5 protein-coding genes and 1 riboswitch are annotated in these 8,502 nt (G+C 39.9%); of the genes, 4 read left to right on the plus strand and 1 reads right to left on the minus strand.

The window, feature by feature from the left end; genetic code table 11:
* Positions 1-54: 54 nt before the first annotated feature.
* The gene (locus tag MM239_RS07880; protein ID WP_241347654.1) at positions 55-4,794 is read right to left on the minus strand and encodes a chitobiase/beta-hexosaminidase C-terminal domain-containing protein; all 4,740 of its coding nucleotides are present in this window, start codon (positions 4,792-4,794) and stop codon (positions 55-57) included.
* 316 nt (positions 4,795-5,110) lie between these two features.
* Positions 5,111-5,200, plus strand: a riboswitch (TPP riboswitch).
* Positions 5,201-5,261: 61 nt separating this feature from the next.
* Between MM239_RS07880 and thiM the strand changes: the two genes are divergently transcribed.
* The 4 genes from thiM to tenA are packed head-to-tail and all read left to right on the plus strand — an operon-like array spanning position 5,262 to position 8,169.
* Positions 5,262-6,059: a hydroxyethylthiazole kinase gene (gene thiM, locus MM239_RS07885; protein ID WP_241347655.1), complete on the plus strand. Its 798-nt coding sequence runs from the start codon at positions 5,262-5,264 to the stop codon at positions 6,057-6,059.
* Positions 6,052-6,699: a thiamine phosphate synthase gene (gene thiE, locus MM239_RS07890; RefSeq protein WP_241347656.1), complete on the plus strand. Its 648-nt coding sequence runs from the start codon at positions 6,052-6,054 to the stop codon at positions 6,697-6,699. The genes thiM and thiE overlap by 8 nt, the downstream gene beginning before the upstream one ends.
* Positions 6,699-7,526 (plus strand): bifunctional hydroxymethylpyrimidine kinase/phosphomethylpyrimidine kinase, encoded by an 828-nt coding sequence (thiD, locus tag MM239_RS07895; RefSeq protein ID WP_241347657.1) that lies wholly within the window; start codon positions 6,699-6,701, stop codon positions 7,524-7,526. Before thiE ends, thiD begins: the two co-directional genes overlap by 1 nt.
* Entirely contained in the window at positions 7,513-8,169 is a 657-nt protein-coding gene (gene tenA, locus MM239_RS07900) for a thiaminase II (protein WP_241347658.1), read from the plus strand. Before thiD ends, tenA begins: the two co-directional genes overlap by 14 nt.
* Positions 8,170-8,502 lie beyond the last annotated feature (333 nt).

Here is an 8,502-nt window from a genome sequence, read left to right on the forward strand (position 1 = left end):
AAAAAAGGTCAGCCTTATGAAGGCTGACCTTTTAACTCGTTTGAAATTAATGATTTATCGAACTACCAATCTTTGTACAGAAGTAGCACCATTCTGCTCTCTTACGTAGATAAGGTAAATTCCAGCTGCCAAACTTGACGTATTGAACTGCACCAAACCATTTCCTTGCGTAAGTTGAGACTCGATCAGCAAACCTGTAGCTGACCTAAGTTCAATGTTCTGTAGACCTTCTACTTTTCTAAGTTCCACATTTACCACCTGTCTTGCAGGGTTAGGAAAAACTCTGATTTGATTAGAATTTCCTTTGACAGGGAAAGAGAATTTTTCAGAAGTCACAGCACAGCCACTTTCATCAGAGATTTCTACTGTATATTCACCAGCACCTTGAATCCTAGTCTCATTAATGCTTGTAGTAGCTATCAATTGTCCATTCTTGTACCATTTGAAAGTGTAAGAACCTTCTAAAGTAAAGAGTTTGCTGCTTTCAAAATAAATGAAAGGTTGAGGCAATGAACTCACATTGATTTCCGCTGCTGATGTTACAACTGGCTCGCAAAGCTCTGCATCAACTATTGCTCTGATCAAAGTTGCTTCTTCAATAGTCTCAAGTGTAATGCTGTATAGCTCTGCTGTACCCTCAATCAACGTCCAAGTTGCACCATCGTCTGTTGAGATTTCCCAACCCACTACACTTGAGAAAGATCCACCTGCAAGTTCAAAAGTGACACTGCTACCAGCGCATATTTCATTAGTTGAAGTCGATATTAAAGGTGCTTCCAAGCTACATTTGAATAGGAACCTGGTCTTAATCGGCAAGTGGTCCGAGGTAGTTGTATTGTAATTTGGAATCAAATCATACGGAGCTACAATTCTTTCTGAATTCACTATCCATAGATCATCTAGTTCATTCGAAATGATTTGATGATCAATCACATTTTCGAAGCTAGGGAAAGTTCTAAGCCCTGCATTGCTCAAGCTTATGGTGATTGGCGTATAATTAATTGAGTCATTGATATAATTGATAAATGAAGTCTCTGAAGTATTTACTGTAGGGGCAGTTTGATCTGCTACAGTTTCGTCCAGATCGTCATTGAAATCTCCTAGAATGATCAATGGGACATCGGCATAGTATGTGTCTAATGAATCTTTTAAAACATTCACATCATACCTTCTCATTGCATATCGTGGATTCGCGGCACTTTCACCTCCTCCATTTGATCTGGTGTGAAGGTTTACCAAAGTGAAATGCTGTGAAGTCCCGTCGATATTTGCCCTAATATCCATCAGATATGGAAGTCTTCCTGATGCCCAGAACCTGTCTGGAGTAGAAGGGTAGTTGACAAGTAGGTTTGATGGTACATCTTGTAGCAATACCCTTGTTTGTAAAGTGTCTACAGTGGCAAGCTTGAATAGGTAAGTAAGCTTTTGTGCTTCTTCTGCATATTCGCCACCTGCTGAAGCCGCTGGTGATACTGCCATGCCATAGCCTGGAAGTGCATCAGCCAGTTCTGTAAATTTACTCAATGAGGTAATCTCTTGGAATGCATATACATCTGCATCTAAGTTCTCGATGATTGTTTTTACATTTTGTAACTGTTGGTCAACATTTGTAGGTCCTTGACCTGAATTTGTAGATCCAAACCATTCAATGTTCCAGTTTACTACATCAAAGGTTTTGTCTTTGTTGATTGTAGACCCTGTCAAATAGCCCCTCGTGACTTCAATGTCTCCACTTTGGAAGTTGATAGGTGAGGCGAAAGCTCCCTCACTTTGCGGTGCAAATCTTACTTGAACTGTCTGTTGACTTCCTAGTTCGGCTAGGGTATATGTCAAGCCAGCTGTGAAGTTTGAACCATCTTTTGACAATTCAAATCCTTCTCCAGCTGAAATAGAGAGGTCAGCTATAGGGTTAGAAAGTCCAAAGTTGAAAGCCCTCACATTGCTCGATACTGTGCCTACAGGTACAATCCCAAAATGCCAATAATCTACATTCCCGATGTTATTAGAGAAGAAAGGTTCTGCTGGGATATCTGAATTTATCAACTCGAAATCATCCAATGTCCATCTTGCTGCACCAGTCTCTGGAGAAGATTCATATAGGAAGGCAATTCTTACTGTTTGGTCTAGGTATGCACTTAAGTCTACTTGACCCGAGAAAGTCCACTGATCAGCTGAAGCAAACCTATCACTTAGCTCCGTCCAAGTTGAATTGTTTGGATTTCCTCCGTTGTAATCTGTAGAAATCAATAACTTAAGTCTTGGACCTTGGAATGCAACCCTGCTCCAGAAGGACATCAAAGGAATATTAAACCCTGTTAAATCATAAGGCGCTGAAATAATCCAATCCTCATTCAATACTGCACCACCAGCGAAGCCATTTATTTGTAAACCAAAAGGTGCAGATGCTGTAGGTGTAGTACCTGCTCGACCAAAAGTTGTACATTCCCAGATTTGATCTCCAAGTACACTTACCGTTTCCCATCCAGCAGGAAGATTAGGGCAAGTATTGTTGAAGTTTTCTGAAATATTGAATGGATCAAACACAGAGGCGTTTACACTCAATGAAACTGGAAGTGTTCCAGCTGTTTGGTGACTTATTGTAGTGTTGAAGTTACCAATATTTGCATTGCTAAGTTGAACAAAGACTGTTTGTACATCAATCAGCTCTTCGACGCTGTAAGTTAAGTTGGCTGTAAAATTATTACCATCTTTAGAAACTAGGTATGGTGCAGTTGCACTTACATTGACATTATTCTCTAAGTTTTCCGCAGATAATTCATAGCTTAGAACTGGAGAATTTCCAGCGATGCTTACTGCACCAAAATTTAGTTCGGTAGGATTCACATTTATCCTTGGGACAATTACCCCATCAGCATCTTTGATGATACCAGTGAACGATACTGGTAAAGCTCCAGGGAAGAAATTTGTCACTCTTGCAGTCCCACCAGCAGCGATGCTTCCACCATTTGCTGAAATGTCGCTTGTGCTTATGATTCTAAACTCAACATCACCACTTAGATTCTGTAGTCCAGAAAGGTCAATTTCTTGATTTACAAATGTACCTGTATGTGTCCACTCAGCTAGTCGTGCATTGAAGCCGTCACCACTGTAGGTAAGTGCCATGTCTCTTGGCCCAGTGTTGGATGAGGTAGAACCAATTTGTAACAAAGTCAAATCTATCAATTTGTCTGGAGCGATGTTAAAGCCAAAGGTGAAATACCTATTGTCTCCTGCGTTCCAGCCATTTGAACTTATTGAATTCCCGGCTGCTGCTGGATTTATGCCACTTCCTCTAGCAAAATCTCTTGCCTCTACACCTTGTGCCAATACTGTTCCAGCTGTAGATACTTGATTACCAGGTTGATTTGTAAAGTCCCAATTGATGAATGAAATGGGTTCAAGCACTACAGGAATGCTGATATTCACTTGTGCCAATCCGATCTGCCTGCTTCCTCCAGAAGCATTAAAACCTCTGTCAGAAGACCAGATGATTTCGATTGCTTCTCCAGGAAGTATATTAAGGTCAGCTATGGTTGAGGTGATCGTAATATCTTCCCCTACACTTGTGCTATAACTTAAATCCGCATATGTTTCTCCATTTACTGATACGGTCCACTCTGGAAATCTTGTTTGATCAAGTCTTGCTGTTTTCCCCACGTAGGATATCTCAAGGCTATTGATAACTTGTCCAGTAGTATTCTCTAGGCTCAAAGTAGCGGTGAAAATTCCTGAAGATCCAGTATGTTGGTATCCCAATACATCACCACCTCTGAAACCACCTGCAGTGCCAGAACCGAAAAGTCCAGCATAGTTTAATACACCCGCAGAAAAACTCCATTCTTCATTTGCACCGAAAGAGGTTACAGGAGACGTTAAGTCTATAAATTGAGCAAAATTTTGTGTGTATGGAATTCCTGATGAAGGTATGGTAGGAATGTCTATTGTGAAATCTGCTGTAGCTACTGCGCTAGCTTCAAAACCATCCGCGATAGCAATAGCTGAGATTGTAGTGGTTGTTGAAATCAGTATTGGTGATGTATAAACTGTGCTGCCTAGATTTGGAGTGCTTCCATCTAGGGTGTAATAGATCGATGCACCTACAGTTGAAGAGCTTAAACTTACCTCTTGTGCTGCATCGAAGCTGCCACCGTTTGGACTGAATGTCGGAGCTGATGCTTCAGGAAGGACAACACCAGACGACTCACCCTCTACAAAGATTTCAGTTATTCTATTTGTTCCAGTTCCAGCAGTAGTGCCGTCATTGACAGAGACATCAGAAGTATTTAACCACCTGATGTAGATCAATGCCCTATTGTTTAGGTCTTGAGGTAATGGAATTTTATTCAAGAAGCCTGTAGTCAGGTTGTTGGCTACAGTGATTTGTGTGTTAGGAATATCTTGCCATGAATTACCGTCAAGGCTGTATTGAGCTTTGAAGTCTTTTGGGCCAGTGTTAGAGGATTGCTGCCTAGAAGATAGGGTGAGGTTTTCATACCCTGAGGTATTGACAGTAATTTGCCAATATCTTTCTACTGTGAAATTATTCCAACCATTAGAAGTGATCGCCCTTCCACCAGAGAATCCTGCTACATATCCTGTTGGATTCGCATTCGTTAGGGTGATTTCGCTTACTCCCAAGTTATTTGATGTGCCTTGATTTGCAAGCGGGGACTCGCTCCCTGCTACAGACCCAAAGGTCCATCCTGCTACTACTGTCGTCTGAGCCATGAGTTGTGTCATGCCTGAGAGGAGAATCAGTAGAATAATAAGTGAATTTTGTAAATGTTTTTTCATTAATTATGCTTTTGGTGAGAAATTATTTACGGTTTATGATCTATAAAATGCTGTTAAAATTAAATAATTGGAACATAATGTACCAAATTAAATTGTTATCAAATGGTTACTATTTAAATTTCTTTGAAATAATCTAGGCAATAAGGTAATAATTTAAATTTTTGTAGGGTTTTGGAATAAAAGCAGTTAGAATATCCCTATTTCTTGGAGTTTAGCCTTCGAGCTTGGTATTACATCTTTTCTAATTTTCATGAAAGTCTAAAAAAGAGGAAGTAGAGTTTATTACTTGGGGAAATAATAGTTAATTTAGTGTTGAGAAAAACTTTAGGGGTGCCAACTGGCTGAGATCATACCCTTCGAACTTGAATTGGATAATACCAACGAAAGAAAAAGTAAGTCAAACCTTTTACAAGAGGGATTTCTGGCTTTGTTGACGCGCTAATTTTTTTCTCCTAAAAATTAAACCTATGAAAGCGTCAATAATTCAAACATTCGAAAATTTCAAATCTAACCCCACACTAGTACAGTCGATTACTAATTATGTGGTAATGAATAATACGGCTAATGCCCTACTTGCTATAGGTGCGTCTCCGATCATGGCACATGCCCATGAAGAAATGTCGGACATGTCTCAGATCATCCATTCATTAGTTATCAATATCGGTACTTTAGATGCATACTGGGTTGAGAGTATGCAGAAGGCTGCATCATTTGCCAATAATAATCATAAGCCATGGGTTTTGGATCCAGTGGGTGCCGGAGCTTCAGCATATCGCAATGATGTCCTTGGTAGGCTTCTTTCGCAGCATCCCACAGTAATTAGAGGTAATGCATCTGAAATCATGGCATTGGCAAAAGAAAGCATAAACAGTAAAGGTGTGGATAGTAGTAACTCTTCAGATGAGGCCGTTTCAGCTGCAAAGTTGTTGTCTAAAGCATATGGAGCTGTGGTATGTGTATCAGGTGAAATAGATTACGTGATAGAAGGAGAGCGAATGGCAAGCATAGGTAACGGTAACTCATTGATGTCAAAGGTGACTGGTATGGGTTGTACTGCTACAGCCATTATAGGCGCAATACTAGGTGGTCAAAAGGATGCATTTTTGGCCACATTGACTGCGATGGCAGTCATGGGCGTGGCAGGAGAAATGGCGTATGAGAAAGCTGTGGGTCCTGGAACCCTTCAATTGCATTTTTATGATGCGTTATATGAATTGACGCCCGATGTACTCGAGCGTAGCATCAAGCTAGGAAGTCATGCCTAAATTATTTCCATATAGACTTTATTTGGTAACAGATGAGGCTGCGTGTCTTGGAAGGGATTTCTTTTGGGTGGTGGAAGAAGCCATCAAAGGCGGAGTCGATATTGTACAGCTTAGGGAAAAGCATCTTGACAATGATGCTTTTTTTGAAAAAGCCATGAAGCTGAAGAGAATTTGTCGACAATATAGCATTCCATTAATTATCAATGATAACATAGATGTAGCTGTAGCTGTAGACGCAGATGGGGTACATGTGGGTCAGTCTGATTTGTCAATTTCAGCTGTTATAAATAGAGTTGGAGTGCAGATGCCCATAGGTTTGTCTTTAGAACGATTTGAAGACTTGAAAGCTGAGGGAGCAGAAGATGCATGGTATTATGGGGTAAGTCCCATATTCAGTACCCCAACCAAGGTAGACACTGTTTCAGAATGGGGTTTGGAAGGGTTGAGTTCTCTACGAAAGCTTACTGATAAAAAACTGGTGGCTATTGGGAATATTAAGATAGAAAATGCTGCGCAAATAATCTCCTCAGGAGCTGATTGTCTTGCTGTAGTCTCTGGGATATGCAGCGCGACTGATCCCGCATCAGCTGCGGCCGCTTTCAAAAGTGAAATCGCTAAGGGTTTAAAAAATTTAATATAATGAAAAAAACATATGTACCTGTATTGAGTATAGCTGGTTCGGACAGTAGTGGTGGGGCAGGGATTCAAGCAGATTTAAAAAGTTTTTCAGCTTTAGGCTGTTATGGAATGTCCGTACTGACAGCTACTACAGCACAGAATACCAAAGGAGTAAGAAGTATACATAGTATACCAGCAGCACATATCCTTGATCAATTGGATGCAGTTCTAGATGATATTCCTCCCAAGGCAATAAAGATTGGCATGTTGGATAGACCAGAAGTAGTGGAGGTGTTGGCAAATAGACTAAAAGATACGGCAATACCAATTGTGTTTGATCCTGTGATGGTCGCCACGTCTGGAGATAGGCTGATTCAAGAAGAGACCATAGCAACAATCAAAGAGCTCTTGCTTCCGATTTCAACCTTGTTGACCCCAAATTTAGATGAGACTGCTATCCTTTGTGATTTTGAAGTTAATTCATTTGAATTGATGAAGAGAGCGGGTGAGGCACTTTATGCCAGGCATCATCAAGCAGTATTGATTAAAGGAGGTCACTTGGAGAAGGATGTGATACAAGATTTGCTGATTTTAAATGATGGGAAGTCTGTAGTTTTTGAAAATTCCAAAATCATCTCTAAAAATGTGCATGGGACAGGATGCTCTTTATCTTCAGCAATCGCAGCTGAATTAGCAAAAGGAGAAGAGTTACAAGAAGCAGTGCTAAAAGCAAGAAACTATATCTACCAAGCTATTTTGCTGGGTAGAGCTATACATATTGGCCAAGGGAATGGGCCACTAAATCATTTCTTCAATCCTCAAAAACAAATTATTCATGAAGTGGAGTGATGAAGCATGGAATAGAATTCAACCAGTCTATCAAAAAATATTAGACATGGATTTTAACAAACAGCTCACAGATGGGAGCTTGGATAAGGAAAAATTTAAATTTTACATGGCTCAAGATGCCTATTATTTGGGTGAGTTTGGTAAGGCTTTAAGTGCGATTTCATCAAGAATGAAAGATTTAGATGATGTGTTGGCTTTTTCAAATTTTGCTTCAGGTGCTATAGTCGTGGAGAGGGCATTACACGAGGGATATTTCAAGTCTTTGGGCGTACCAGATGATGTCAAGCCTTCACCTACTTGTTTACTTTATACCAATTTTTTGTTGAATCATGCAGCATATAGCAATGTGGAAGTGGCTTTAGCGGCTGTGTTGCCTTGTTTTTGGATTTATAAAAGGGTAGGGGATTACATTTATGAACTTCAAGTAGCTACCAGTTCAAATCCTTATAAGGAATGGATAGATACCTATGCAGGGGAAGATTTCGCCAATTCTGTAAATCAAGCGATATCGATAACAGATAAATTGGCTGAGTCATCAAGTCCTTCTCAAAGAGAATCAATGCATCAAGCTTTTGAGATGGCCACGAAGCTTGAGTGGATGTTTTGGGATTCTGCATTCAAATTGGAAGAATGGCCCGTGTAAAAGTTTTACGATGTCTTTGAAAGTATAATTCAATCAATTCAATATTGATTTCATTCCTAAAATCCGCAACTGAATATTATATTCGGTTGATTTAAATTGACATTAGACCTCCTATGTTTGAAATGATTGTAAATTTAACAAAAAGTGGTTGGAGATGGGAGCGAAATTAGACCCAAATAGCCATTTAGCAATGGTATATTCACTGAAAGATCTTGCCCCATCTCTTTCTTTCTCTTGGAGTTTAAACAGAATGTAATGCATATCGCGATTTGTTCCGGTGTAGCAAGAATATCCAGTCAGGAGAAAAAACGAAGGGAGACATCCACTTTAATA

The sequence above is a fragment of the Belliella filtrata genome, from assembly GCF_022549775.1.
Classification (GTDB): domain Bacteria; phylum Bacteroidota; class Bacteroidia; order Cytophagales; family Cyclobacteriaceae; genus Belliella; species Belliella filtrata.

What these genes read in the sequence shown, in the direction of transcription:
- tenA (WP_241347658.1), top strand. Translation starts at nt 7,513, where the DNA reads ATGAAGTGGAGTGATGAAGCATGGAATAGAATTCAACCAGTCTATCAA.
- MM239_RS07880 (WP_241347654.1), bottom strand. Translation starts at nt 4,794, where the DNA reads ATGAAAAAACATTTACAAAATTCACTTATTATTCTACTGATTCTCCTC.
- thiD (WP_241347657.1), top strand. Translation starts at nt 6,699, where the DNA reads ATGAAAAAAACATATGTACCTGTATTGAGTATAGCTGGTTCGGACAGT.
- thiE (WP_241347656.1), top strand. Translation starts at nt 6,052, where the DNA reads ATGCCTAAATTATTTCCATATAGACTTTATTTGGTAACAGATGAGGCT.
- thiM (WP_241347655.1), top strand. Translation starts at nt 5,262, where the DNA reads ATGAAAGCGTCAATAATTCAAACATTCGAAAATTTCAAATCTAACCCC.